This window comes from Microbacterium memoriense, from assembly GCF_025398275.1.
GTDB classification, from domain to species: Bacteria; Actinomycetota; Actinomycetes; order Actinomycetales; family Microbacteriaceae; genus Microbacterium; species Microbacterium memoriense.
On sequence record NZ_JAODOR010000004.1, the window covers coordinates 300,517 to 325,421 of the forward strand.

At 67.6% G+C, this 24,905-nt stretch carries 21 protein-coding genes; 15 read left to right on the top strand and 6 right to left on the bottom strand.

Annotation, left to right across the window (positions count from 1 at the left end; all coding sequences use genetic code 11):
* Window positions 1–21: 21 nt before the first annotated feature.
* Window positions 22–579, top strand: a complete 558-nt coding sequence (locus N4R40_RS04190; RefSeq protein ID WP_261606100.1) for a DUF3060 domain-containing protein — start codon at window positions 22–24, stop codon at window positions 577–579.
* Between the two features lies 1 nt (window position 580).
* Here N4R40_RS04190 and N4R40_RS04195 read toward each other — a convergent pair whose 3' ends face one another.
* Window positions 581–1,081, bottom strand: a complete 501-nt coding sequence (locus tag N4R40_RS04195) for a murein hydrolase activator EnvC family protein (protein ID WP_261606101.1) — start codon at window positions 1,079–1,081, stop codon at window positions 581–583.
* A gap of 314 nt (window positions 1,082–1,395) precedes the next feature.
* Between N4R40_RS04195 and rpsB the strand changes: the two genes are divergently transcribed.
* The 9 genes from rpsB (at window position 1,396) to N4R40_RS04240 (ending at window position 8,008) form a co-directional block, all read left to right on the top strand.
* On the top strand, window positions 1,396–2,301 hold the full coding sequence (gene rpsB, locus N4R40_RS04200) for a 30S ribosomal protein S2 (protein WP_261606102.1): 906 nt from the start codon (window positions 1,396–1,398) through the stop codon (window positions 2,299–2,301).
* A gap of 92 nt (window positions 2,302–2,393) precedes the next feature.
* Entirely contained in the window at window positions 2,394–3,221 is an 828-nt protein-coding gene (gene tsf, locus N4R40_RS04205; RefSeq protein ID WP_261606103.1) for a translation elongation factor Ts, read from the top strand.
* Between the two features lie 85 nt (window positions 3,222–3,306).
* The gene (pyrH, locus tag N4R40_RS04210) at window positions 3,307–4,026 is read left to right on the top strand and encodes a UMP kinase (protein ID WP_261606104.1); all 720 of its coding nucleotides are present in this window, start codon (window positions 3,307–3,309) and stop codon (window positions 4,024–4,026) included.
* A 56-nt stretch (window positions 4,027–4,082) separates the two neighbouring features.
* Window positions 4,083–4,637, top strand: a complete 555-nt coding sequence (frr, locus tag N4R40_RS04215) for a ribosome recycling factor (RefSeq protein ID WP_261606219.1) — start codon at window positions 4,083–4,085, stop codon at window positions 4,635–4,637.
* 8 nt (window positions 4,638–4,645) lie between these two features.
* Window positions 4,646–5,665: a phosphatidate cytidylyltransferase gene (locus tag N4R40_RS04220; RefSeq protein ID WP_261606105.1), complete on the top strand. Its 1,020-nt coding sequence runs from the start codon at window positions 4,646–4,648 to the stop codon at window positions 5,663–5,665.
* On the top strand, window positions 5,662–6,228 hold the full coding sequence (locus tag N4R40_RS04225; RefSeq protein WP_261606106.1) for a DivIVA domain-containing protein: 567 nt from the start codon (window positions 5,662–5,664) through the stop codon (window positions 6,226–6,228). Before N4R40_RS04220 ends, N4R40_RS04225 begins: the two co-directional genes overlap by 4 nt.
* Before the next feature lie 163 nt (window positions 6,229–6,391).
* Window positions 6,392–7,009, top strand: a complete 618-nt coding sequence (locus tag N4R40_RS04230; RefSeq protein WP_407665827.1) for an aggregation-promoting factor C-terminal-like domain-containing protein — start codon at window positions 6,392–6,394, stop codon at window positions 7,007–7,009.
* 4 nt (window positions 7,010–7,013) lie between these two features.
* Window positions 7,014–7,295 (top strand): hypothetical protein, encoded by a 282-nt coding sequence (locus tag N4R40_RS04235; protein WP_261606107.1) that lies wholly within the window; start codon window positions 7,014–7,016, stop codon window positions 7,293–7,295.
* 2 nt (window positions 7,296–7,297) lie between these two features.
* Entirely contained in the window at window positions 7,298–8,008 is a 711-nt protein-coding gene (locus N4R40_RS04240) for an alpha/beta hydrolase (RefSeq protein WP_261606221.1), read from the top strand.
* Between the two features lie 4 nt (window positions 8,009–8,012).
* On the opposite strand, the gene N4R40_RS04245 is transcribed toward N4R40_RS04240, so the two are convergent.
* Window positions 8,013–9,092 carry an AI-2E family transporter gene (locus tag N4R40_RS04245; protein ID WP_261606108.1) on the bottom strand — a complete coding sequence of 360 codons (1,080 nt, stop codon included), beginning with the start codon at window positions 9,090–9,092 and terminating at the stop codon, window positions 8,013–8,015.
* Between the two features lie 163 nt (window positions 9,093–9,255).
* Here N4R40_RS04245 and N4R40_RS04250 point away from each other — a divergent pair, with 163 nt between their 5' ends.
* Together N4R40_RS04250 and N4R40_RS04255 are read left to right on the top strand one after the other, a co-directional pair.
* Window positions 9,256–11,034, top strand: a complete 1,779-nt coding sequence (locus tag N4R40_RS04250; RefSeq protein WP_261606109.1) for a glycosyl transferase — start codon at window positions 9,256–9,258, stop codon at window positions 11,032–11,034.
* Window positions 11,031–11,987, top strand: a complete 957-nt coding sequence (locus N4R40_RS04255; RefSeq protein ID WP_261606110.1) for a tetratricopeptide repeat protein — start codon at window positions 11,031–11,033, stop codon at window positions 11,985–11,987. Before N4R40_RS04250 ends, N4R40_RS04255 begins: the two co-directional genes overlap by 4 nt.
* A gap of 13 nt (window positions 11,988–12,000) precedes the next feature.
* Here the strand turns inward: N4R40_RS04255 and glgB are convergent, their stop codons facing one another.
* The 3 genes from glgB to glgX form a co-directional block, all read right to left on the bottom strand.
* On the bottom strand, window positions 12,001–14,151 hold the full coding sequence (gene glgB, locus N4R40_RS04260) for a 1,4-alpha-glucan branching protein GlgB (protein ID WP_261606111.1): 2,151 nt from the start codon (window positions 14,149–14,151) through the stop codon (window positions 12,001–12,003).
* Window positions 14,148–16,232: a maltotransferase domain-containing protein gene (locus N4R40_RS04265; protein ID WP_261606112.1), complete on the bottom strand. Its 2,085-nt coding sequence runs from the start codon at window positions 16,230–16,232 to the stop codon at window positions 14,148–14,150. Before N4R40_RS04265 ends, glgB begins: the two co-directional genes overlap by 4 nt.
* A 102-nt stretch (window positions 16,233–16,334) precedes the next feature.
* Entirely contained in the window at window positions 16,335–18,422 is a 2,088-nt protein-coding gene (gene glgX, locus N4R40_RS04270) for a glycogen debranching protein GlgX (RefSeq protein WP_261606113.1), read from the bottom strand.
* 54 nt (window positions 18,423–18,476) lie between these two features.
* On the opposite strand from glgX, the gene N4R40_RS04275 reads away from it, so the two are divergent.
* The 3 genes from N4R40_RS04275 (at window position 18,477) to ligA (ending at window position 23,162) form a co-directional block, all read left to right on the top strand.
* The gene (locus N4R40_RS04275) at window positions 18,477–19,655 is read left to right on the top strand and encodes a cysteine desulfurase family protein (RefSeq protein WP_261606114.1); all 1,179 of its coding nucleotides are present in this window, start codon (window positions 18,477–18,479) and stop codon (window positions 19,653–19,655) included.
* Window positions 19,656–19,664: 9 nt separating this feature from the next.
* Complete coding sequence (gene mnmA, locus N4R40_RS04280; RefSeq protein WP_261606115.1) at window positions 19,665–20,762, top strand: tRNA 2-thiouridine(34) synthase MnmA; 1,098 nt, start codon at window positions 19,665–19,667, stop codon at window positions 20,760–20,762.
* A 186-nt stretch (window positions 20,763–20,948) separates the two neighbouring features.
* Window positions 20,949–23,162, top strand: a complete 2,214-nt coding sequence (ligA, locus tag N4R40_RS04285; protein WP_407665832.1) for an NAD-dependent DNA ligase LigA — start codon at window positions 20,949–20,951, stop codon at window positions 23,160–23,162.
* Here the strand turns inward: ligA and N4R40_RS04290 are convergent, their stop codons facing one another.
* Window positions 23,163–24,872, bottom strand: a complete 1,710-nt coding sequence (locus tag N4R40_RS04290; RefSeq protein ID WP_261606117.1) for a long-chain-fatty-acid--CoA ligase — start codon at window positions 24,870–24,872, stop codon at window positions 23,163–23,165.
* Window positions 24,873–24,905 lie beyond the last annotated feature (33 nt).

The following is a 24,905-nucleotide window of genomic DNA, read 5'->3' on the forward strand; positions in this document are numbered from 1 at the left end:
GGCGGCCGATAGCCTGGCGTGATGATCGCTCGTGGTTTTCGTGTGCTCATCGTCGCCTCCGTGGCAGTAACCCTGTGCGGATGCGTCCCGGAACCTACCGAGCCGCCGTTCCTGGTGTCCGGCGCGCCGACGACGCCTGCCGTCGCGCCGGTCGATCCCCGCCCGACTGCCGACGAGCCGGTCACCGATGTGGACTGCCCGGGCGACGTCGCGTATCTCTCCGGCCACTCCACCTCACTCCGGCTGTCGGCACCCTGCGCACGTGTCGAAGTCGCGGGCGAAAGCCTTCGGGTCGACCTCTCCGATGCGGTTGTCGGAGCGCTCACGATCCGGGGGGAGGGCATCACGGTGAGCGCCGGCTCGGTCACGAGCGCGCTGATCGAGGGCCAGCGCAATATGCTCACCGCAGCGAGCGTCGGCTCGGGAACGGTACGAGGGGACGGGAACACCGTCGATGTCCTGGGCGATCTCGGATCGCTCACGGTTCAGGGGAGCGGCAACACGGTGACCGCGGCCGCGCTGGGTGCCGTTACGGATCAGGGTGAAGGCAACGCGATCGCGCCGCGATTGAGGCCGTGACTCAACAGCACGGCAGCAGGACGGCACGCGGGACCACGCCGAGGAGCACCATCGGGTTGATGTAGTCGCCGTTCTCGCGGACCCCGAAATGGACGGCACCGGGCGCCACATGCCCGCCGGCCGCCGCAGTTCCCACGCTGTCGCCCGCGCGCACGAGCGCGCCGACCGGGACGGTGGGTGCCACCGGCTCGAGCGTCGTGACGAGGCCCGCGCCGTGATCGATCGTCACGAGCGGCCGCCCCGCGACGTCTCCGGCGAAAGCGACGACTCCGGCTGCCGGTGCGGCGATGCGAGAGCCCTGGGGCGCCGCGATATCGATTCCGCGGTGGCCGGGCCCGTAGCGATGGGCCGGTGAACGGTAAGCCTCGATGACCAGCGCCGGCTCAACAGGCCACTGCCAGCCGTCGAGCCGGGCGGACGGTGCCGTGCCGGTCCCGGCGGGTGGGACCGTCGAGCCCAGGAACGAGAGGAGGGCGAGCAGGATGCCGGCCAGGATGCGCATGCGGAACAGCTTCTTCGCGTCACGCGCACCGCGGGAGCGCGGGAGCGGCGATCCGTGGACAACTCGTCGCCACACCCGACGGGGGAGGAGGCTCCGTCACTGATACACTGAAAGGGCATCCCGCTTGTCGGGGTGACTCCGCGTGCCCACAGCACCGCGAGGACATCTCGTCCTCGCATCGCGGCATCCACATCCCAGGTCCTTCCGCTCCGGCGGCAGGTGGATGTGTGCCGGGCACCAGGCTTACCGCGACCGACCGGTCCGGTGAGGAAAACCGAAAGGGCGCCGTCGCGCGCCGGAACAGGAGAACGGCCATGGCCGTCGTCACCATTCGCCAGCTGCTCGACAGCGGCGTTCACTTCGGACACCAGACTCGGCGCTGGAACCCGAAGGTCAAGCGCTTCATCCTCACGGAGCGCTCCGGCATCCACATCATCGACCTGCAGCAGTCGCTCGGGTACATCGACAAGGCGTACGAGTTCGTCCGCGAAACCGTTGCCCACGGTGGCACCGTGCTGTTCGTCGGCACGAAGAAGCAGGCACAGGAAGTCATCGCGGAGCAGGCCACGCGCGTCGGCCAGCCCTACGTGAACCAGCGTTGGCTCGGTGGACTGCTCACCAACTTCCAGACGATCTCCAAGCGTCTCGCCCGGATGAAGGAGCTCGAGGAGCTCGACTACGAGGTTCCCGCGAACAGCGGCTTCACGAAGAAGGAACTCCTGCTCAAGAAGCGCGAGCTCGACAAGCTGCACAAGTCGCTCGGCGGTATCCGCAACCTCACCAAGACGCCGTCGGCGATCTGGGTGGTCGACGCCAAGCGTGAGCACCTCGCGATCGATGAGGCCAAGAAGCTCGGCATCCCCGTCATCGGTATCCTCGACACGAACGCCGACCCGGACGAGTTCCAGTTCCCGATCCCGGGCAACGACGACGCGATCCGCTCGGTGGGCCTGCTGACCCGCATCATCGCCGACGCTGCCGCCGAGGGCCTGATTCAGCGCCACCAGCCGACCGACGAAGCGCAGGCCGCTGAGCCGCTCGCCGACTGGGAGCTCGCGCTGCTCGAGGCCCCCGTCGTCGCCGACGTCGCCGGTGAGGAAGTCGTCGAGGCTGAGGCCGCCGACGCTGCCGGCCAGGACGCTGCCGCTCCGGTCGAGGACGAGGCCGCTGACAAGGTTGCTGCCGACGCTGCAGAAGCTGTCAAGGAAGCCGCGGAGTAATTCCGCTTTCGGACACCGTCCCGGTCGGCACGCAGAACTGCGGCCGACCGGGACATCCATGAGAACTCACCACAATTTAGGAGCCACCACCCATGGCAAACTTCACGATCGCTGACATCAAGACGCTGCGCGAGCAGCTCGGCACGGGAATGGTCGACACGAAGAAGGCGCTCGAGGAAGCCGATGGCGACCTCGAGAAGGCCGTCGAGATCCTGCGCCTCAAGGGAGCGAAGGGCAACGCGAAGCGTGCCGACCGCTCCACCAGCGAGGGCCTCGTCGCCGCCGCTGAGGTCGATGGCAAAGTCACGGTCATCGAGCTGAACACCGAGACCGACTTCGTCGCGAAGAACGAGCGCTTCATCGCGCTGGCCGACAAGGTTCTCGCCGCAGCAGCAGCCGTCGGCGCCGATTCCGTCGAGGCCGCGCTGGCCGCCGACGCTGCGGGCCAGTCTGTTGCCGACCTCATCTCGGGTGAGGCCGCGATCCTCGGCGAGAAGGTCGAGCTCCGCCGCGTGCGCACGCTCACCGGCGACGCGTTCGAGATCTACCTGCACAAGACCAGCAAGGACCTGCCCCCGCAGATCGGTGTCGTGGTCGCGTACTCGGGTACCGACGCCGAGACGGCGCGCAGCATTGCGCAGCACATCTCGTTCGCCAACCCGACGTACCTTTCGCGTGCCGACGTTCCCGAGGCCGAGGTCGACAAGGAGCGTGAGATCGTCACCGAGATCTCCCGCAACGAGGGCAAGCCCGAGGCCGCGCTCCCGAAGATCGTCGAGGGACGCGTCGGTGCGTTCTTCAAGCAGGTCGCCCTCCTCGACCAGGACTACGCGAAGGACAACAAGCTGTCCGTCGCGAAGGTCGCTGAGGCTGCCGGCATCACCGTCACGGACTTCGCGCGCTTCAAGGTCGGCGCGTAAGTGATCGACAGGGCCCGCATCTTCGGATGCGGGCCCTTTTCGATGCCTGCGTTTTCGATAGTCTGCATCCGAGAAGAGGAACCACGTGATCGATGAGAACACCGGACGCCGTCGCGTCCTTCTGAAGCTGTCCGGCGAGGCGTTCGGGGGAGGGCAACTGGGTGTGAATCCGGATGTCGTCGGCCAGATCGCGCGCGAGATCGCCGCCGCGGCCGATCGGGTCGAAATCTCCATCGTCGTCGGCGGGGGCAACTTCTTCCGCGGCGCCGAGCTCAGCCAGCGCGGAATGGACCGCGGGCGTGCCGACTACATGGGCATGCTCGGCACCGTCATGAACGCGCTCGCCCTGCAGGATTTCCTGGAGCAGGCGGGAGCGGCCACCCGCGTCCAGTCAGCGATCGCGATGACCCAGGTTGCGGAGCCCTACATTCCGCGCCGGGCCGAGCGGCACATGGAGAAGGGACGCGTCGTGATCTTCGGCGCGGGAGCAGGCCTGCCCTATTTCTCGACCGACACGGTGGCCGCACAGCGTGCGTTGGAAATCGGAGCCGACGAGGTGCTCGTCGCGAAGAACGGTGTCGACGGCGTGTACACGGCCGATCCGAAGAAGGATGCCGGCGCCACCAGAATTGATCGCATCACCTACCAGGACGCCCTGCAACGCGGGCTCAAGGTCGTCGACTCGACCGCGTTCAGCCTGTGCATGGACAACGGCATCGATATGCGCGTGTTCGGCATGGAGCCGGCCGGCAACGTCACACGGGCCCTCTTGGGTGAGCCGATCGGCACGCTCGTCACGGTCTGAGTTCCGGCATCCCCCGGCACTAGACTTGCAAGGACGTACCGACGAATGGAGTGACCGTGATCGCCGAGATCCTGGCAGACACGAAGACGCGCATGGCCCGGGCCGTGGAGTCGGCGAAGGAGGACTTCGCCACCGTCCGCACGGGTCGCGCGAACCCACAGCTCTTCCAGAAGATCCTGGTCGACTATTACGGTTCGCCGACGCCGTTGGCGCAGCTCGCCTCGCTGAACAACCCCGAGGCGCGCACGCTCATCGTCACGCCGTACGACAAGTCCGCGCTCAAGGCGATCGAGCAGGCCATACGTGACACGCCGAACATCGGCGCAAACCCGACCAACGATGGGAACATCGTCCGGGTCACGTTGCCTGAGCTCACGGCAGACCGTCGCAAGGAATACGTCAAGATCGTCCGCACGAAGGGTGAGGATGCCAAGGTGCACCTCCGCGGCATCCGTCGCAAGTCCAAGGATGAACTCGACGCGCTCAAGAGCGAGGTCGGCGAAGACGACCTCGCCCGGGCGGAGAAGGAGCTCGACGCCCTCACGCGCGCGCACGTCGACGAGATCGACGCGGCGCTGGGGCGCAAAGAGGCCGAACTCCTCGAGGTCTGAGACCGTCGATGACCGATCCTTCGGACTCCGCGGCGACGGATGACGCTGCGCCCCCCTCGCGAGGCGAGCGGCGGATGGCGGAGCACAACCCGTCCTTCCAGGCGCACGTCCGCGCTGCCCGGAGTGAGCTCGAACAGCAGGTCGGCAAGGCCCGTGCGGATTTCGAGCACGTACAGGAGCGGATCAACGAACGGACTGGGCGCAACCTCCTCCTCGCGGTCTTGATCTCGCTGGCGATCGGCGCCGTGGTCCTGGGGTCGCTGCTGTTCGTCAAATGGCTCTTTCTGCTTTTCGCGATCCCGGTGTGCCTGTTGGGCCTGTTCGAGTTCTCACGCGCGCTGCAGACATCCGGACGGCATGTCGATGTCTGGCCGCAACTGGTCGCCGGGCTCGTCATCATGGCCTCGGGATTCTTCGTCGGTCACTGGACGCACTGGGTGATCACGTTCGCCGCGATCGCGTTCGTCGTCGTCTGGCGGATGCTGGCTCAGATGGTTGCGGCCGACGGTCGTAGCTATGGTGAGGTGCTTTCGGACGTCCTGGTCGCCGGCTTCATCCCGATCTACGTGCCGTTCCTCGCGAGCTTCACCCTGGTGCTCGTGCGGCAAGACCAGGGGGAGTATTGGGTCCTGGCGATGATCGTGACGGTCGTCGCCGCCGATACGGGTGCCTACGCGAGTGGACTCGCCTTCGGTCGCCACCCGATGGCGCCCCGCATCAGCCCGAAGAAGACCTGGGAGGGCTTCGGCGGGGCTGCTCTCGCGGCGGCCCTCGCAGCCACGCTCTTCGCAATCTTCGTGCTGCGTGCGCCCGCGTGGGCGGGCGCCGTCTTCGGCCTCGTGGTGCTGGCCTCTGCGACGATCGGCGACCTCGGTGAGTCGATGATCAAGCGCGACATGGGCATCAAGGACATGAGTTCGTGGCTTCCCGGTCACGGTGGCGTGCTGGATCGGCTCGATTCGATTCTTCCGTCCGCGCCGGCAGCGCTCGCGCTGTACTTCCTCTTCTTCCCCCTGGTGAGTTCATGACCGACCCACAGGCGCCCGAGGCGTCGCCTTTCCCGCACACGACCGGACGCACGAAGGGCTATTCACCCGATGCGGTGGATGCGTTTCTCGCCCGCGCGCGCGATGCCTTCCAGGCCGAGGACGCCGGCGAGGTCCATGCCGGCGCGATCCGCACCGTCGCTTTCCCGCTCGTCAGACGCGGCTACCAGGTCGCGGCCGTCGATGCCGCCCTCGGCCGCATCGAAGACGCCTTCGCCGCGCGTGAGCGTGAGCGGGCCCTGTCGCGGGCGGGTGCACGAGCGTGGGTGGGGCAGTCCCGTCAGCTCGGACAGGAGGTTCTGGATCGCTTGACGCGGCCCAAGCGTCACCGGTTCGCGCGCACGGGCCTCCTCCGGTACGGCTACCGCATCGACGAGGTCGACCTCGTCGCCGACCGGATCGCGCGATTCCTCGAGACCGGCGAGGGTGTTTCCGTCGAGCAGATCCGGACGGTCGCGTTCCGTATGCAACGCCGCGGGTACAACGAAGCACAGGTCGATGCGGTGCTGGATTCCGTCGTCGAGGTCATGCTCGCCGTCGTGTGAGCGGGCTCTCATCGCACGCATCCAGGTCGCCCGCTAGAATCAGGGAACTGTGACTTCCGAAGCCGAGTTGGTCCCCCAGGAATCCCGCGCGATTGCAACGCAGTCCTCCGCGGTAGTCCCTGCGCGACCGCGACCGCCCGAGCGGTGGTCGCGCCGACGCGGTGTGACCGCAACGTTCGCGAGCCTGGCGGTCGCGGCATTCGCAGCTGCCTACGTCGGGCCTCTCACGACGTCCACCTCGACGGCGGAGGCTGCCGAACTCGACCCGGTTTCGCTCTATGCGACCACGATCCACGATGCGCAGCAGTACCTGGCGGCATCCGAGGCTGCGGGCGTCGATCTGGGCCGCGAGGGCCTGTCTTACACGGTCTACGTCACACCGACACCGACCCCCACCCCGACACCCGCGAAGCAGGCCGCATCCGCCACTGGATCTTCGACGTCCGGCGGATGGTCGCCGCCGTTCGTGTCACCGGATCCGGGGTCCGCGCAGGCCATCGCGTACGAAGCCGTCATGGCTCGCGGCTGGGGTGAGAGTGAGTTCGCGTGCCTCGTCGCGCTGTGGAACAAAGAATCCGGCTGGCGCGTCAACGCGTACAACGCCTCGAGCGGCGCCTACGGCATCCCGCAGTCCCTTCCGGGCGAAAAGATGGCATCGGCCGGCGCGGACTGGGCCACGAATCCCGCGACGCAGATCAGCTGGGGACTCGGCTACATCGGTGGACGCTACGGCACACCGTGCGGCGCGTGGGGCCATTCTCAGGCCAAGGGCTGGTACTGATCGCATGCCTCGTGCGCACCGTCGCAGGCCCGAGCCTGCCGACGATTCGTTCGACCGACTGCTGAACGGGTGGAAACGCGGCGAGACGCGCCGTGGCGTCGAGTGGACCGTCCAACCTGTGTCGGCGGCAAAGGCCCAGAAGACCTACACCTGCCCCGGATGCAGTCGGGATGTCGTTCCGGGAACCGCGCACGTCGTCGTCTGGCGTGCGGACGGCGTGCTCGGCGATGCCGCGGATCTCGCGGCCCGGCGACACTGGCATACCGCCTGTTGGAGGATCGGATGACGATGGAGATTCGCGGACCCGTACAGCTCCCGGCGCGGCGGGAAGAAATCGAGTTGCACACGCTCGACGGGCTCACCCTGGTCGGCGAACTCGCGCTCCCCGAGAAGAGTGAGCCCGTCGCAACGCTCGTGACCCTGCATCCGTTGCCGACGGCCGGCGGCTTCATGGACTCGCATATCCTGCGCAAGGCCGCGGGGCGGCTTCCCGCGCTGGCGAACCTCGCCGTGTTGCGCTTCAACACCCGAGGCACCTCTTCGTCGCGGGGAACGAGCGAGGGCGCCTTCGACGGCGGAGCCGCCGAGGAGTTCGACGTCGCCGCCGCGATGGCCTTCGTCCACGATCGCGGTCTCCCGCATCCCTGGATCCTCGGCTGGTCGTTCGGGACGGAGCTGGCGCTGAAGTACGGACGAGACCATGCCATCGAGGGCGCCATCCTGCTCTCGCCGCCCCTGCACCGTGCCACCGCGGACGATGTCGCGGCGTGGAGCGATGATCCGCGCCGCCTGGTGGTCGTCGTGCCGGAGTTCGATGACTATCTGCGCCCCGCGGAAGCGCGGGAACGCTTCGCCTCGGTACCGGGGGCGACTCTGATCGCGGTCGACGGCGGAAAGCACCTGTGGGTGGGGGAGACGCAGACTCGCCGCGTGCTCACCGAGATCGTCGCGGCGACGAACCCCGACGCGCTGCCGCTGCCGACCGAGTGGGACGCCTGAGCCTTCAGAGTTCGTTCTGCCGCGGGATGATGACCTGCCGGTAGATGATCAGGATGCTGGCAGCGACCGGAATCGCGATCAGCGCACCGAGCAACCCGAGCAGAGATCCACCGGCCAGAGCGGCGATCACGACGACCGCGCCCGGCACCGAGACGGCACGGTTCATGATGCGCGGCGACAGGAGGTAGGCCTCGACCTGCATGTAGACCGCGTACCAGATCAGGGCGACGAGGGCGGTGAGGGGTGATCCGAGACCCGGGATCAGACACGTGAGCACGATGATCGCCGAACCCGTCAACGTCCCCACCAACGGGATCAGCGAGAAGAAGAACGCCACGACGGCGAGGACCGCGGGAAAGGGCGCGCCGATGATCGACAGGAAGATGGCGCTCAGGATGCCGTTGATCACACCGAGTGTGACCTGACCGGCGACGTAATAGCCGACGGACGCGGTGATCTGCTCGCTGAGATCGATGAACCGCGCGCGCTTGGACGCGGGTACCAGTTGATAGACCGCGGCCTTGAGCGACGGTGTCGAGGCGGTGAAATAGATCGTGAGGATCAGCACGATGAGCGCTCCGGTGAACCCGGCGACGATCCCCGCGCCGATGCCGAGGATCGTCTCACCCGCGGCCCCACCGATCTTCGTGATGTCCAGGGTCGCGTACCAGTCGGAGATGTACTGGAAGACCTTTTCCACGTCGAGAGCGGGGAAGACATCGTTCAACCATGTGCGCACAGTCTCGACCGGATCCCATTCCAGGTTGACCGCGCTCTCGATGAGCTTCTGGATCTGGGCGACGAGTTGGGACACCTGGGTGACGATGATCGGCACGATCATCAGGATGATGCCGGCGAACACCGCCAGCAACGCGAAGAACGTGGTCAGCAGTGCCGCCCAGCGCGGGAGGCCTCGGCGCTCGAGCCAGGAGACGAGCGGGTCGAGACCCAGCGAGAGGAACAGTGCCGTCCCGACGTAGAGCAGGATCGTCGACAGTGACGCGACGCTCTGGATCAGCAGGATGCCGACGCCGACGCCGAGCGTGGCGATGAGCGCAGTGCGAAACGGATGCTGGAGCTTCACAGGGGGACCTTCTTGCCGTCGTGGTGTGTGACACACATTACGCAGAGAGGGCCCGATATCCGTCGCGCCGCCCCCTCCCGGGCGACATTCAGGTCATTTTCGCTAGGCTGGAATGTCGAATGTGTGTCTGCGGGTTCTCCGCGCGCGCAGAAAGGTGTCATCCGTGCGTTTCGTCTGGGCTGTGGTGGCCTTTGTGCTTGCCGCTGTCATGATCGGGGCGGGAATCGCTCAGCGAACCGTCCTGCAGGGTCCGACGACGGTCACTCAGGCCATCGAAGTCACCGGTGACGTGCCGTATGTGTTGATCGACGGCGCGGTCTTGCGCAGCCACGACGGCACCCAAACCCTCCGGGCCCAGGGCGACGGGACGATCTTCGCCGCGTACGCGCGGACGAATGACCTGACGACCTGGCTGCAGCGGGCCGACTACGCACACCTGACGCTCGGCGAGGACGGTGCGATCGTCTCCGAGACGGTTCCGCAGACCGAGGCTCCCGCAGACGATGCGATCGCGCTCACACCCGTCGACTCCGACTTGTGGCTCGACCAGTTCCAGCAGGACGATTTGCTCATCACGCAGTTGCAGCTCCCCGAAGACATGAGCGTCCTTGTCGCGACGGACGGGACCGAGCCGGCACCGAGCGATCTGACACTGTCTTGGCCGACCGGGGCAGCGACCCCGTGGGCCGGACCGCTGATCGTGGGTGGCAGCCTGTTGCTTCTGGTCGGGTTGATTCTCTACGCGCTCGGTGTGCGCCACGCCCGCCGCTCGCGAGGCCCCCGACGCAAGGGGTTGCCGCTTCCGGTGACCGAACCCATCGACCTCGCGGTCGACACCGAGGAGAAGGGCGTCATCTCGGCCACGCCGACACGTCGATCCCTCACCCGCGGCAAGCGTTCGTTCGCGGTCCTCCCCATCGTCGCGGTCTCCGCTCTGATGTTCTCAGGCTGCTCACCGGATGCCTGGCCGGAACTGGTCGGGTCGCCGACGCCTTCGGCCACGCCCAGCATCGTCGTCCCCGACGACCAGGGGAGCCCGGCTGTGACCGAGGCGCAGGCGGAGCGCATCATCTCCCGCATCTCCACGCAGCTGAGTGTGGCGGATGAAGCGAATGATGCCGCCGCTGCCGCTGGTCGCGCGGACGGCGCGGCGCTGCAGGCCCGCGAGACGAATTACCGCCTCCGCACCGCGATCCCCGAGCAGCAGTCGCTCGACCCGATCCCCACCTCGGGCATCCGGGTATTGCTCCCCGAAGCCTTTGACGGCTGGCCCCGGACGTTCATCGCCGTCGTGGGCACGGGCGCGGATTCGCCCGACACGATCATGAGCGTGACGCAAGCCGATGCCTGGTCGGACTACAAGGTCGAGTACATCGCCGACCTCGCCGCCGACACCAGCCTGAGCCTAGCTCCGCCGTATGTGGGTGCGGTCGCGATCGACCCCGACTCGCCGTTCCTTCTGCTTCCGCCGTCAGAGCTCGCCGGCGCCTACGCGGATGTGCTGGATAAGGATGCGGACAGCGAGTTCGCGCCGCTGTTCGACGCCGAGACCGACGTGTTCCGGACGCAGATAGCCGCCAACCGGACATCCCGGTTGGAGTCGTTCAACCAAACGGCGGCTGAGACCGGCACGTTGACGTTCGCGGCTTCCGCGGGGGACACGACGCCGGTCGCGCTCGCGACCCTGGACAGCGGCGCGATCGTCGCCGTCAGCGTGAATGAGACCGACACCGTCACTCCGACCAACGCCGACGCAGTCATCAAGTTGGATGACAGCCCGACGGTGAAGGCCTTGGCAGGTGTCAGTCAGTCTGCGACGGGATTCACGACGACCTTCGCGGATCAACTGTTCTTCTTCGTCCCCGCTCAGAGTTCGACCCAGCGGATCCAGTTCCTCGGCTATTCCTCCAGCATCCTCGACGTGAAGGCGGTCACTCCGTGAGCGATCAGACCCTCGGCGCCCAGCACCCCGGCGCCGTTCTCCGTGGTGCGGTCGACCTGTCGTCGCTCCGCGAACGGGCGACGACGGCAGCTGCTCCCGCACCGGCGACCGGCGATGCGCCCGCGCCGCCGCTCGTGTTCGACGCCACCGATGCGAACTTCGCGACCGTGCTTGAGCTCTCGCGCACCGTGCCGGTCGTCGTCGACCTGTGGGCGGAGTGGTGCGGGCCGTGCAAGCAACTCAGTCCCGTGCTGGAGAAGATCGTCACCGAGCTGGGCGGGCGTCTCGTCCTCGCCAAGGTCGACGTCGATGCCAACCCTCAGCTGGCGCAGAGCTTCCGTGCGCAGTCGATTCCGCTCGTCGTCGCGCTCGTGGCCGGACAGCCGGTGCAGCTGTTCACGGGAGCTGTCCCGGAGCAGCAGGTGCGAGAGGTCTTCGCCCAGCTACTCCAACTCGCGGCCCAGCAGGGCGTGACCGGGACCGTGCCGCAGGGTCCCGTCGACCCTGACGCCGAGCAGCGGGAAGAGGAGGTTTCCGCGCTTCCGCCGCTCCATCAAGAGGCGTTCGAGGCGATCGAGGCGGGCGACTATGCGCGCGCCGCGACGGCGTATGAAGCAGCGCTCGTCGAAGACCCGCGCGATGAGCAGGCGCGCGCAGGTCTCGGACAGGTGCGGTTGCTCGAACGCGTGCAGGGACTCGACCTCCAAGACTCGCGGGCCGCAGCGGCCGCAGCTCCGGAGGATCCCGAGGCGCAGTTCGCGGTGGCCGATCTGGACCTCGCCGGTGGTCACGTCGAGGATGCGTTCGGCCGGTTGCTCGACCTGTTCGCTGTTCTTCCGGACGACGAGCGTGCACCGGTGCGCGAACGCCTTCTCGAGCTCTTCGGGCTCGTCGGCGACACCGACCCGCGCGTGCTCCGCGCGCGCGGTCGCCTCTCCAGCCTGTTGTTCTGATCCGCGCGCGGAGCTACGACGAGCCCTCCGTGCTGTGGCTGAGCCACAACACGCCCAAGGGGGGCAGTGTCATCGTCGCGCGGCCGGAATCATCCGCCCGGACGGCTCCGAAGTTGCCGACACCGGAGCCGCCGTACTCAGGGACGTCCGAATTGAGGATCTCCGTCCACTGACCGCTTTCGCCGAGGTCGAGGGAGAAGTCATAGACCGGGGCGCCGGAGAAGTTGCAGACGATGGCGATCGTGTTCCCGTGATTGTCGCGCCGTGAGAACGCGATGACGTTGGGGTTCCAGTGCGGCGCTCCCAATCGCGTGAACGCGCCCGCGTCGCTGTCGCGTGCCCACAGCGGAGCATGGTCGCGGTAGACCCGGTTGAGAGCACCGACGAAGTTGAAGAGCTCGCGGTGCGCCGGTTGGTCCAGGAGCCACCAATCCAGGCTGCGTGACTCAGACCATTCGGACATCTGCCCGAACTCCTGTCCCATGAACAGCAGCTGCTTTCCGGGGTGGCCCCACATGTACGCCAGGAACGCACGCATGTTCGCGAGCTTCTGCCAGTGGTCGCCGGGCATCCTCGTGAAGAGCGTTCCTTTGCCGTGCACGACTTCGTCGTGGCTGATCGGCAGGAGGTAGTTCTCGCTGAACGCGTACACGAACGAGAACGACAGCTCGCCCTCGTGGTGCGACCGGTACATCGGGTCGCGCTTCATGTACTCGAGGGAGTCGTTCATCCAGCCCATGTTCCACTTGAGGCCGAATCCGAGTCCGCCCTGGCTGGTCGGTGCGGTCACACCGGGGTAGCTGGTCGATTCCTCGGCGATCATGGCGATGCCCGGATATCGCTTGTACGCGGTCGCGTTGACCTCCTGGAGGAAGCGGATCGCCTCGAGGTTCTCCCGCCCGCCGTAGATGTTCGCTTCCCATTCGCCGGCTTCACGCGAGTAATCGAGATAGAGCATGGAGGCCACGGCATCCACCCGCAGACCATCGACGTGGAACTCCTCGAACCAGAACAGCGCGTTCGCGACGAGGAAATTGCGCACCTCGTTGCGGCCGTAGTCGAAGATCAGGGTGCCCCAGTCTTTGTGCTCGCCGCGACGGGGGTCCGGGTGCTCGTACAGGGGCTGACCGTCGAAGCGGGCCAGCGCGAACTCATCCTTCGGGAAGTGACCGGGTACCCAGTCCATGATCACGCCGATGTCGGCCTGGTGCAGGCGATCGATGAGATAGCGGAGGTCGTCGGGGGTCCCGAAGCGGCTCGTGGCGGCGTAATACCCGGTGACCTGGTACCCCCACGAGCCACCGAACGGATGCTCGGCCAGCGGGAGGAACTCGACGTGCGTGAACCCCTGCTCGATCAGGTATCCGACGAGCGGGTCGGCGGCTTCACGATAGGTCAGACCCGGCCGCCACGACGCGAAGTGCAGCTCGTACACCGACATCGGCTGGTCGATGGGGGAGCGGGATCCGCGCCGGGTGAGCCACGCGTCGTCGGCCCATTCGTGCGTGGTGTCGGTGACGATGGATGCCGTGGACGGCGGCACCTCGGCGTGCTGCGCCATCGGGTCGGCCTTCGTGATCCACGGGCCGGCCTGCGTGAGAAGTTCGAACTTGTACGTCGTGCCCACGCCGAGTCCCGGGATGAAGAGTTCCCAGACTCCGCTGGAGCCGAGCGATCGCATCGCGTGCCCCTGACCATCCCAGGAGTTGAAGTCGCCGACGACGCGGACCGCGCGCGCGTTCGGCGCCCAGACCGAGAAGGCCACGCCGTCGACGCCGGCGGTCTGGTGCAGGCGCGCACCGAGGACCCGCCACAGCTCCTCGTGGCGTCCCTCGCGGATCAGGTGCAGATCGAGCTCACCGACCGTCGGCACGTGCCGGTACGGGTCATCGGCGGTGTACGCGACGCCGCCGTCGTAGGCGGTCTCGAGCGTGTAGGAGAGGGGGGCGGTGTCGGTCGAACCCTCCCAGATTCCCGCGCGCACGTGCGTGAGCACCACTCGCTCGCCGTCCGCGAGTACGGCCGTCACCGTCTGAGCGAGCGGCCGTCGTGCACGGATGACCCAGGTGCCGTCCGGCTGCCCGTGAAGCCCCAGCACGTCGTGCGGCGCGTAATAGGACCCGGTGGCTACGGTGTCGAGGACGGCGTCGTCGGGACGGTTCATCGGGTTCCCCTCACGTGCAGGATGTGGACGGGCTCGGCGAAGGCGTCGAGTCGGACGAAGTTGTGATCCGACCAGGTCCACGTCGCGCCGGTGATGAGATCTTCGACGGTGAACTCGTCGCCGGGTGATCCGCCCCACGCCGTGGGGTCCAGATGGACGGTCGTCTGACGCACCGAGTGAGGGTCGACATTGGCGACCACGATGATCGTGTCGGACTGTCCGTCAGCGGTCAGAGCGCCGGGAACGTGCTTCGAGTAGACGAGGATCGCATCGTCGTCGCTGAAATGGATGCGCAGGCCCCGCAACTGCCGAAGTGCGGGATGCGTGCGACGGATCTCGTTGAGACGCTGGAGATACGGCGCAAGCGAATCACCCGCCGCTTCTGCGGCAGCCCAATCCCGGACCTTGTACTCGAACTTCTCGTTGTCGATGTTCTCTTCGGCGCCCGCGCGTGCCACATTCTCGTACAGCTCGTAGCCGGCGTAGACGCCGTAACTCGCGCCCGCTGTCGCGGCGATCGCGGCGCGGATCTTGTAGGCCGGTCGCCCGCCGTACTGGAGATACTCGGTCAGGATGTCGGGGGTGTTCACGAACAGGTTCGGGCGCATGATGTCGGCGGTCTCGTCCGAAATCCACGTGAGGAATTCCTCGAGTTCGGGCTTCGTGTTGCGCCACGTGAAGTACGAGTAGCTCTGCTGGAATCCCGCCTGAGCGAGCCCGAGGAGCGGTGCCGGGCGCGTGAATGCCTCGGCGAGGAAGACGACATCCGGATGCTCGGCGCCGACCGTCGCGATCAGCCACTCCCAGAACTGCAAGGGCTTCGTGTGCGGATTGTCGACGCGGAAGATCTTCACGCCGTGGCCGATCCAGAGCCGCACGATGCGCAGAACTTCGGCCCGGATGCCGTCCGGATCGTTGTCGAAGTTGATCGGGTAGATGTCTTGATACTTCTTCGGCGGGTTCTCGGCGTACGCGATCGAGCCGTCGGGAAGGGTCGTGAACCACTCCGGGTGTGTGGTCACCCAGGGATGATCGGGGGCTGCCTGCAAAGCGAGATCGAGCGCCACCTCGAGGCCCTGAGCGGTGGCCGCGCGCACAAAAGCGCGGAAGTCAGCGATCGTTCCGAGATCCGGGTGCACGGTGTCATGGCCACCGGCCGCCGACCCGATGGCCCACGGCGACCCGGGATCGCCGGGGCCCGCCGTGAGCGTGTTGTTGGGGCCCTTGCGGTTGCGCTCACCGATCGGATGGATCGGCGGGAGGTAGACGACGTCGAACCCCATCGCCGCGACGGCGGGCAGGCGCTTCACGGCGGAGCGGAACGTGCCGCTCTTGATGGTGCCGTCCTTGCGGCGCACGGCGCCTTCGGATCGCGGGAAGAACTCGTACCAGGCGCCGACGCCGGCGCGCTCACGCTCGACGAGCAGCTCGTGAGTACGACTCACCGTCGTGAGCGAGGCGAGCGGCCGCGCCGCGAAGATCGCCGCAAGGCGTGGGTCGCGGACGATCACGAGCGACTGCTCGTCGTTGACGGCACTGTCGCGCATCGCTTCCGCCGCGGTTTTCAGCGCGCGACGCTCGGCCGCAGGACGGTCCTTCTCCTTCGCTGCACGCAGGAAGAGCTCGGCTCCCATGGCGCGCATGAGCGCGGCATCCACGCCGGCGGCGATCTTGAGTTCGGCGGCGTGCTCCCATGTGGCGAAGTCATCCGCGAAGGATTCGAACCGGAAGCGCCACACTCCCTGCTCGAGCGGCGAAACGAGCACGCGCCACCGGTCGAACCCGTCATGGAGAGCCGTCAGCCGATGCAGAGATTCCTGACCGAAAGGCGAGAACAATCGCACGTGCACGCCGATCAGATCGTGACCTTCGCGGAACGCCGTCGCGGTGAACGGCACGGCTTCGCCGACGAACGCGGAGGGGCGGAAGTCGGGGTCCAGGGCCCGCGGGCGCACCTGGCCGAGAGGAATGCGGCCCGTGCGCGCTGCCGCGTCGGGGGCCGGGGCGCCGACGGGTCGGAGGGGAATCTCCGCCGTGCTGCGAACTGCCGGGGAAGGGGAGGTGCTCGTCGTCGTCGCCACGTCTCGAACCTACCGCCGTTGCGTCGCGGCGTGCACCTATCGGTCGGCGCGGCCGCACTCCCGGCCGCGGCGAAAAAGGGCTGAGCGCGGGGGCGGGGCCGGTCAGGCCATGCGGAAAAGCTGCATCGCCGTGCCAGGCAGAGACACGACGTCGCCGGGGGCGAAAGTCTGCTCGGATTCGTCGGGGCGCTCAGGCACACTCGACCACAGTGAGACGAACTCGGTGATGCCCTCGATCCGGGGGAGTGTCACATCGATCGGGCATTCGTTTCCGTGCACGATGAGCAGGATCCGGTTGGGGTCCTCGGACTCGGGAGTGGACCGTGCGTCGTACTGCAAGGTGCGGTGGGCCGGGTTCGTCCACCGTTCGATCGACATCGTCTCCCCGTTCTCGTCGTACCAGTCGATCACGGACGAGTTCGGAACGGAATGTACGGCGTGCCCGAACCGACGCGGGCGGAGAGCCGGATTCTCCCGGCGCAGACGGATGAGTCTCTGCACGTGCGCGAAGAGGTCCTCCTGCCACGGCGCGTGCTGCCAATCGACCCAGGTGAGGGGCGACGAGTGGCAGTAGGCGTTGTTGTTGCCACGTTGCGTGCGGGCGAACTCGTCGCCGGCGGTGATCATCGGAATGCCGGCCGAAAGCAGCAACGTCCCCATGAGGTTGCGCATCGCGCGTCGCCGTGCGGCGAGGATATGCGGATCATTCGTCGGGCCCTCGGCGCCGTGGTTGAACGAGCGATTCGTGTCGGTGCCGTCGCGCCCTTGCTCACCATTGCCCATGTTGTGCTTGATGTCGTAGGAGACGAGGTCGCGAAGCGTGAACCCGTCGTGTGCGGTCACGAAGTTGACGCTCGCGAGCGGACCGCGCGCGTCACTGAACGTGTTCGACGATCCCGCGAGTCGGGTCGCGAACCCGCCGACCCCGACGGGAGCCGTCCCGGCCCGTCGCGCATAGTCGACGTCGCTGAGCCAGAAGTTGCGCACGCGGTCGCGATAGCGGTCGTTCCACTCGGCCCACCCCTCGCCGAAGTTTCCCGTCTGCCAGCCGCCCATGCCGACATCCCACGGCTCGGCGATGTTCTTGACACCGGCCAGGGCGGGATCGTCGATGATCGCTCGCAGGAGGGGGTGATCGGCGGTGAAGACGTGGTTCTCGTCACGACCGAGCGTCGCGGCCAGGTCGAAACGGAATCCGTCGACCTGCAGGTCGTTCGCCCAGTAGCGCAGCGAATCGAGCACCAGGCGCGCGGCGGCATCCGTGGACGTATTCAGCGAATTGCCGCAGCCCGTGACATCGATGTACGCGCTGTCCTCGTGCTGGCGGTAGTAGGCCCCGTTGTCGATGCCCCGCAGGCTCGACCGGGGATCGGCCATACCGAGTTCGGACGTGTGGTTGAAGACGACGTCGAGGATCACCTCGATACCGGCCGCGTGCAGGGCCTTGACCATTTCCTGGAACTCGCGGACGACACCGCCGGGCCCCTGGGCCGATGACTCCACGGTCGCGTAGCCGCCGTGTGGCGTGAAGAAGCTGAGCGTGTTGTAGCCCCAGTAGTTCGTGAGACCGTGCTGCAACAGACGAGGCTCGGTCTCGAACGCGTGCACGGGCAGCAGTTCGACGGCCGTGACACCCAGCGCACGCAAGTGCTCGATCATCGCCGGGTGTCCGAGCCCGGCGTACGTGCCGTGCAGCGCAGGAGGGACACCGGGATGTCTTTTGGAGAGCCCGGTGACGTGCGCTTCGTAGATCACGGTGCGATCCAGCGGAGTCGCCGGTTTCGTGACGCCTTCCCAATCGAAATCGGGCTCGACGACGACCGAGCGCCACTGACCCCGCCGCACCGGCACGAGGCCCCGCCCGTACGGGTCGATCAGCAAGCTCTCGGGGTTGAAGGTGTTGCCGGGCCCGGCCGGACCGTCGACGCGCAGCGCATAGCGCGTGCCGGGACGCAGGCTCGGCGTCGAGATCTCCCAGACACCGCCGCCGACGGGGGCGAGCGGAAACGCTTCCGTGATCCAGTCGAGGTCGGTTTCGTCGAAGACGACCAGCTCGATGCGCGTGGCCGCTCCCGACCAGACGCGCAGGCGTCCACTATCACCCCGCAGAGTCACCCCCAGATCGTCGAGCGAGGAGTCGAGGAATGCGGGGGGAGCCGCGAGGGTACTGGACGGCGTCGGGCAGGCCATGCGCTCTACAGTAGTAATGCCGTGAGTCCGGCACGTAACGCCACGAGGAGGGTCATGTCGATCTACCTCGACCACGCGTCGTTCTCGCCGTTGCGGCCCGCTGCACGCGACGCGTGGCTCGCCGCGACCGACGTGATCGGCAACGCCTCGTCTGTGCACGGTGCCGGCCAGGACGCACGACGGGTGCTCGAGGAGTCTCGGGAAACCCTCGCCGCCGCTTTGCGGTGCGAGCCGATCGAAGTCGTCTTCACGTCGGGCGGCACGGAATCGGTCAATCTCGCGCTCAAAGGTCTCTGGTGGTCACGTTCGGCCGGGGCGGATGCCGTGGTCGTCCCGGATGGCGAGCATCACGCGACGATGGACACGATGTCGTGGCTCGTGGCCGTCGAACGTGCACACGCGCGCCACGTGGCGCTCGACGGATGGGGACGAATCGATCCGACCCGGTTCGCGGATGCCCTCCCCGGCGCGGCACTTGCGACCGCGCTGATCGCCAACAACGAGGTCGGGACGGTGCAGGATGCCGGTGCCTTGGCCGGCGCGGCGGCGGAGGCCAGCATCCCGCTCCACCTCGACGCGATTTCGGCACTCGGTCACCTCCCGCTCGACTTCGCCGGCTGGCGTGGCGCCGGGAACGGCTCCGGCGGCCTGGTCGCGCTCAGTATTTCGGGACACAAGGTCGGCGCTCCCGTCGGCACGGGTGCGCTCGTGGTGTCGCGCCACGCCGCCCTCACCCCGCTCCTTCACGGGGGCGGGCAGCAGCGCGGCCTGCGCTCCGGTACCCCCGATGTCGCCGGCGCTGCCGCTCTCGCCGTCGCGACGACGGAGGCCGTCGCCGAGCAGGCGGGGGAGCACGCGCGCCTGTCGGCGCTGCGCGCGCGCTTGATCGCGGGTATCCGCGCTACGGTGCCGGCCGCCGAACTCCTGGGTGACCCCGACAATCGCCTTCCGGGAAACGTCCACCTGCATTTCCCGGGCGCCGCGGGGGAGTCTCTGCTGTTTCTGCTCGACCAGGCGGGCATCTCGGTATCGACCGGATCGGCGTGCCAGGCCGGAGTCGCCGAACCGTCGCATGTCGTCCTGGCACTGGGGCGCGACGAACGCGTGGCGCGGTCGGTGCTGCGCATCACGCTCGGCAGGACGACGACCGCCACCGACATCGACGCCGTGCTCGCGGTGTTGCCGGATGCGTATCTGCGGGCATCCGGAGCCCGCACAGCCGCTCGCTCGTAGACTGGGTTCGTGCGAGTTCTAGCGGCGATGAGCGGTGGGGTTGACTCTGCCGTCGCTGCGGCGCGTGCCGTGGAGGCCGGTCACGACGTCGTCGGGGTCCATCTGGCGCTTTCGCGCGCGGGGGGCACGCTGCGCGCGGGCAGTCGTGGTTGCTGCACGATCGAGGACGCTCTGGATGCGCGTCGCGCCGCTGATCGCCTCGGCATCCCGTTCTACGTCTGGGATTTCTCCGAGCGCTTCCGTGAGGACGTCATCGCCGACTTCGTCGCCGAATATCAGGCGGGCCGCACGCCGAACCCGTGCATGCGGTGCAATGAGAAGATCAAGTTCGCCGCGCTCCTCGAGCGTGCGCTCGAGCTCGGTTTCGACGCGGTCTGCACCGGGCACTATGCCCTGCTGGTCGACGGACCGGACGGTCGGGAGCTGCACCGTGCGTCGGACGCTGCCAAGGACCAGTCCTACGTCCTGGGTGTCCTCACTGCTGAGCAGCTTGCACACACGTACTTCCCGCTGGGCGACACGCCGTCCAAGGCGCTCGTGCGTGCAGAGGCTGCCGAGCGCGGTCTGACGGTCGCGCAGAAGCCGGACAGCCACGACATCTGTTTCATCCCGGACGGCGACACGCGCGGCTGGTTGGCCGACAAGGTCGGCGCAGAGCGCGGGCAGATCCTCGATCGTGCCGGTGACGTCATCGGCACTCACGAGGGGGCGCACGCGTTCACCGTGGGCCAGCGTCGTGGACTCTCGATCGGCACTCCTGCTGCGGACGGCAAACCGCGCTTCGTTCTGGAGGTGCGACCCGTGTCGAACACGGTCGTCGTCGGACCCAAAGAAGCCCTCGCGACAGCGGAGATCTCCGGCATCCGCGCGACGTGGACCGGCGCGCCGCCCGCGGCGGAGGAGTTCGACTGCCACGTGCAGATCCGGGCGCACTCCGACCCGGTCTCGGCACGCGCACAGTGGCGCTCAGGCGGTGTCACGGTCGTCCCCGATGCTCCGTTCGACGGGGTCGCTCCGGGCCAGACCGCGGTTCTCTACCTCGGGACGCGTGTGCTCGGCCAGTTCACCGTCGACGCGACGGTGTCTGCGGTCGCCGTCGACGCCTGAGACGATGTCGCAGGTGCGTCCTACACTTACGGGGTGACGGATGCCGCTGACCAGAACGCGCTGCCAGATGACCTCGACGCGGCGCGTTCCGAGTCCGAGCGGCTCACCGCGCTGATCGTCGATGCCCGTGAGGCGTACTACGGGCATGATGCCGAACTCGTTGACGACGCGACCTACGACACGTGGATGCGTGCGCTCGAAGACCTCGAGCGCCTCTTCCCCGAGGTGCAGGGCCAGGACTCGCCCACTCTGACGATCGGTGCTGCGGAGTCGTCGCTGTTCGCTCCGGTCACTCACGCCGAGCGGATGTTGAGCCTCGACAACGTGTTCAGCGCCGAGGAACTCACGCAGTGGTGTGAGAAGACCCGTGCGGCGGCGGCGCGGGATGTCCGGTGGCTCACCGAACTGAAGATCGACGGGCTCGCGATCAACCTGCGGTACGCGCACGGTGAGCTCGTCTCCGCGGCGACCCGCGGGGACGGTCGCGTCGGCGAGGACGTCACCGAGAACGCCCTCCGCATCGCGGGAATCCCCCGCCGGCTGGAGGGCACCGGGCATCCGGCGCTCGTCGAGGTGCGTGGCGAGGTCTATATTCCGGTGGCGGCATTCGACGTGCTCAACACACTCCAGGCGCGCCTGCGTGATCAGGTCATGACCGAGTCGCTCGAGCGCGGCGTCGACGAGGAAAAGGCGACCCGGAGTGCGGCGCGCCGCTTCCCGGCGTTCGCCAATCCGCGCAATGCGGCCAGCGGCGGCTTACGACAGCAACTCGAGAAGAAGACCGGGCTCGAACTCGAAGCGGGCCGCGCGCGCGTCGAGTCGCTGCGGCTGTACGTCCACGGAATCGGGGCGTGGCCCGATCCGCCGGTGTCGTCGCAGAGTGAGATCTACGCGCTCCTGGCCGGATGGGGTCTGCCGACGAGTCCCTACTTCCGCACATTCGACGACGTCGCCGGGGTGCAGGAGTTCGTCGCGCACTACGGGTCGCATCGACACGACGTCACCCACGAGATTGACGGGATCGTCGTGAAAGTCGACGAGTTGGCTCTGCACGACGAGCTCGGCGCGACGAGCCGCGCGCCGCGCTGGGCCATCGCGTACAAGTACCCGCCCGAGCAGGTCAACACCACGCTCCTGGACATCGTCGTGTCCGTCGGGCGCACCGGACGGGCGACGCCCTTCGCCGTCATGGCACCCGCTCGCGTCGCGGGATCGGTCGTCCGTCAGGCGACTCTCCACAATCAGGACGTCGTGAAGGCCAAGGGTGTTCTGATCGGCGACACGATCGTGCTGCGCAAAGCAGGAGACGTGATCCCCGAGGTTCTCGGTCCCGTCGTCGAGTTGCGTGACGGCACGGAGCGGGCCTTCGTCATGCCGACGCAGTGCCCGGAATGCGGATCCCCCCTCGCACCCGCGAAGGAGGGAGATATCGATCTGCGGTGTCCCAATACGCGCTCCTGCCCCGCGCAGGTCCGCGGGCGGGTCGAGCACATCGGCTCCCGTGGAGCGCTCGACATCGAAGTGCTCGGCGAAGTCACCGCGGCTGCGCTGACGCAACCCGACGTGCCGACGATCCCGCCGCTCGCAACGGAGGCGGCGCTGTTCGAGCTGACGCTCGATGATCTCGTGCCCATCGAGGTCGTCGTCCGCGACGCCGAAACAGGGGAGCGGCGGGTCGACGAGTCGACCGGCGAGTTCGTTCGCCGGACGCCCTTCCAGAAGCTCGGCCCGGCGGCGTATCCACCCGAAGCCGCCGACATGGACGCGGCGCAACGGCGGAAGGCCGGCATCCGCAAGGACTATCGCGAAGTGCTGCCGTCCGAGGCCGCGGTGAAACTGCTGGCGGAACTCGAAAAGGCCAAGACGAAAGAGCTCTGGCGCTTCTTGGTCGCGCTCAGTATCCGTCACGTCGGTCCGGTGGCCGCGCGCGCTCTCGCCCAATGGTTCGGTTCGCTCGACGCCATTCGTGCGGCCACGCGTGAGGAGCTGGCCGCCGTCGACGGCGTCGGCGGCATCATCGCCGATTCGCTGCGGGAATGGTTCGATATCGACTGGCATCGCGAGATCGTCGATCGCTGGGCCGCCGCCGGTGCGCAGCTCACAACTCCCGGTCACCCCGGACCGGGCGCTGCTGCCCTGGCCGGCGGGGTCTTGGAGGGAGTCACCGTCGTGGCGACGGGGAGCCTCGACGGCTACACGCGCGAGGGCGCGCAGGAGGCGATCATCGCCGCCGGGGGCAAAGCGGCATCCAGCGTCTCGAAGAAGACCGATTTCGTTGCGGCCGGACCCGGCGCCGGGTCGAAACTCGGCAAGGCGGAGGAGCTTGGCGTGCGCATCATCGACGCGGCACAGTTCCGGATCCTCGTCGAGCAAGGCCCCGACGCGCTCGGCGCCGGCTGATCACTCCGCCGGTGCGGTGCCGTTCGTCAGGGTCAGCAGTGACTCGCGCACCTGACGGCGCAGGACCTTGCCGATGAGCGAGGTCGGCAACTCGTCGACGACGAAGATCCGGCGTGGCACCTTGTAGGGCGTGAGGATGCCGCGCACGTACTCGCGGATGCTCTCCACGTCCATGTCGGCTCCGTCGAGGACGACGGCGGCGACGACCTCCTCGCCGGAATGGGTGCTCGGGAGTCCCACGACGGCGGCATCGACGACGTGCGGGTGCTGGCGGAGCGCGTTCTCCACCTCGGTCGGGGCGACGTTGAACCCACCCGTGATGATGAGCTCCTTGATGCGGTCGACGACGCGCACGAAGCCGCCTTCGTCGATCGTGACGATGTCGCCCGTCCGGAACCAACCGTCGACGAAGACCCGTTCGGTTTCTTCCGGGCGGCCGTAATACCCCTGGAAGACCTGCGGTCCCCGCACCAAGAGCTCGCCGCGTTCACCCGGCGGCACGTCGCGCGTCGGCTCATCGGGATCGACGACGCGGCACTCGGTTCCCGGCAGGGGCAGGCCCACGGTCCCCGCCACCCGGTTGTCCGCGACAGGGTTGGCCATGAGGACGGGGGAGCACTCGGAGAGGCCGTAGCCCTCCACCAAAAACCCGCCGGTGGCTTCCTCGAACGGCACCACGATGCTCTGCGACAGCGCCATGGCGCCCGAGATGGCCACGTCGGTCCCGGCAAGGGAGACACCCTCCGCACGGGCCGCGGCCAGGAGCCGTTCGGCGATCGGCGGAACGAGCGGGAGGAATGTGGCCGGGTGCTTCTTCGTCACCTCGAGAACGAGATCGGGCTCGAAGCGGGGAAAGAGCACGAGTCGCGCTCCCATCGACATCGCGAAGGTGAGGCAGAGCGTCAGCCCGTACGCGTGGAACATCGGCAGGACGGCATAGACGACGCAGCCATGGCCACGCTGGATCGACGGCACCCACGCCTGGGACTGGCGGGCGTTCGACAGCAGGTTCCGATGCGTCAGCGCCGCACCCTTCGGCGCGCCCGTCGTCCCGCTCGTGTACTGGATGATCGCCAGATCATCACACTGCGGTCCGGGTCGAGACGCCGGCAGCGGATCGCTCGCGAGGAGCTTCTCCCACGGGATCGCTCCCGAGACGCGCTCGGTGAGAGCCTCCCGCGACGCGCGGGCCTTCGCGATCGGCAGCGTCAGCGCAAGGCGAAGACGCAGCGGCATGGCGCGCGTGATGTCGACCGAGATCAGATTGTGGACCTCCACATCCGCGGGGAAATCCTGCACGGTGCGGACGACCTTGCTCCAGACGATGGCCGTCTTCGCCCCGTGATCCTCGAACTGCTGGCGGAGTTCTCGCGGCGTGTAGAGCGGGTTGTGTTCGACCGCGATGGCGCCGAGCCGGAGGATCGCGTAGAACGCGACGATGTGCTGGGGGCAGTTGGGCAACACGATGGCCACGGTATCGCCGGTACCGACCCCGAGCGCGGCGAGCCCTGCCGCCGTCCGATCGATGGCATCCTGCAGATCGCGATAGGTGGTCTCGCGCCCGAAGAACTGCAACGCCGGCGCATCAGGGTAGTCCCGTGCGGATGCCGCGACGATGTCCAGAAGGGACCCCGTGACGGGCTCCAGGTCGTCGGGGACCCCGTCGGCGTAGCTGGCGATCCAAGGGCGAGGAGGGTCGTAGGTCGTCACGGCATCAGCCTAACGGCGCGGCAGGAAGCCATG

Coding starts and splice junctions, on each gene's coding strand:
- N4R40_RS04190 (WP_261606100.1), top strand. CDS start 22: ATGATCGCTCGTGGTTTTCGTGTGCTCATCGTCGCCTCCGTGGCAGTA.
- N4R40_RS04195 (WP_261606101.1), bottom strand. CDS start 1,081: ATGCGCATCCTGGCCGGCATCCTGCTCGCCCTCCTCTCGTTCCTGGGC.
- rpsB (WP_261606102.1), top strand. CDS start 1,396: ATGGCCGTCGTCACCATTCGCCAGCTGCTCGACAGCGGCGTTCACTTC.
- tsf (WP_261606103.1), top strand. CDS start 2,394: ATGGCAAACTTCACGATCGCTGACATCAAGACGCTGCGCGAGCAGCTC.
- N4R40_RS04220 (WP_261606105.1), top strand. CDS start 4,646: ATGACCGATCCTTCGGACTCCGCGGCGACGGATGACGCTGCGCCCCCC.
- N4R40_RS04225 (WP_261606106.1), top strand. CDS start 5,662: ATGACCGACCCACAGGCGCCCGAGGCGTCGCCTTTCCCGCACACGACC.
- N4R40_RS04235 (WP_261606107.1), top strand. CDS start 7,014: ATGCCTCGTGCGCACCGTCGCAGGCCCGAGCCTGCCGACGATTCGTTC.
- N4R40_RS04240 (WP_261606221.1), top strand. CDS start 7,298: ATGGAGATTCGCGGACCCGTACAGCTCCCGGCGCGGCGGGAAGAAATC.
- glgB (WP_261606111.1), bottom strand. CDS start 14,151: ATGAACCGTCCCGACGACGCCGTCCTCGACACCGTAGCCACCGGGTCC.
- glgX (WP_261606113.1), bottom strand. CDS start 18,422: ATGGCCTGCCCGACGCCGTCCAGTACCCTCGCGGCTCCCCCCGCATTC.
- N4R40_RS04275 (WP_261606114.1), top strand. CDS start 18,477: ATGTCGATCTACCTCGACCACGCGTCGTTCTCGCCGTTGCGGCCCGCT.
- ligA (WP_407665832.1), top strand. CDS start 20,949: ATGCGTGCGCTCGAAGACCTCGAGCGCCTCTTCCCCGAGGTGCAGGGC.